Below are 487 nucleotides of genomic sequence, written 5' to 3'. Positions count from 1 at the left end.
GCGCTTTGGTTACTTTCGCGCTTTTCGAAAGTGACCCGCCGTAAGGGCGGAACCCTAAGTCGCCGTTACCGCGAAATGGATATGTACTCAGTCAAAAACATCCTGGCCGACTGTAGGCCGCCATCGCGATCAGGCTCACTCCCACAAAGATCCAATCAGTTTTTGCCGTTCGATAATCGCCCAAAACCCGCAAACGACAATTGAACCGATCCCAGCCGGCCCTTCACCATCCCTGGCACAAAACCAATAACAACAGGTTCGATGCCATGCCCATAGACCCCGCCTCATCCGGCTGATCCTTCGATCGCCTTACCGTCCAGCTCCACCGTGCCGACTGCAACCCAAGGTTGCGGCAGCGACCCGCTTTGCCCACAAAACTAGAGACATGCCCATGAAACCTACACAGCATTTATTCCCCAGTCTTATCGCTATTGCCCTGTCTGGCGCCACCCTGCCCGTCCTGGCCGCAGAGTCGGGTTTTGTCGAG

Origin of the sequence: Pseudomonas sp. PICF6 (genome assembly GCF_009831705.1) — a bacterium.
Taxonomy (GTDB): Bacteria; Pseudomonadota; Gammaproteobacteria; order Pseudomonadales; family Pseudomonadaceae; genus Aquipseudomonas; species Aquipseudomonas rhizophila.
Note: the sequence above shows the minus strand (reverse complement) of the source record.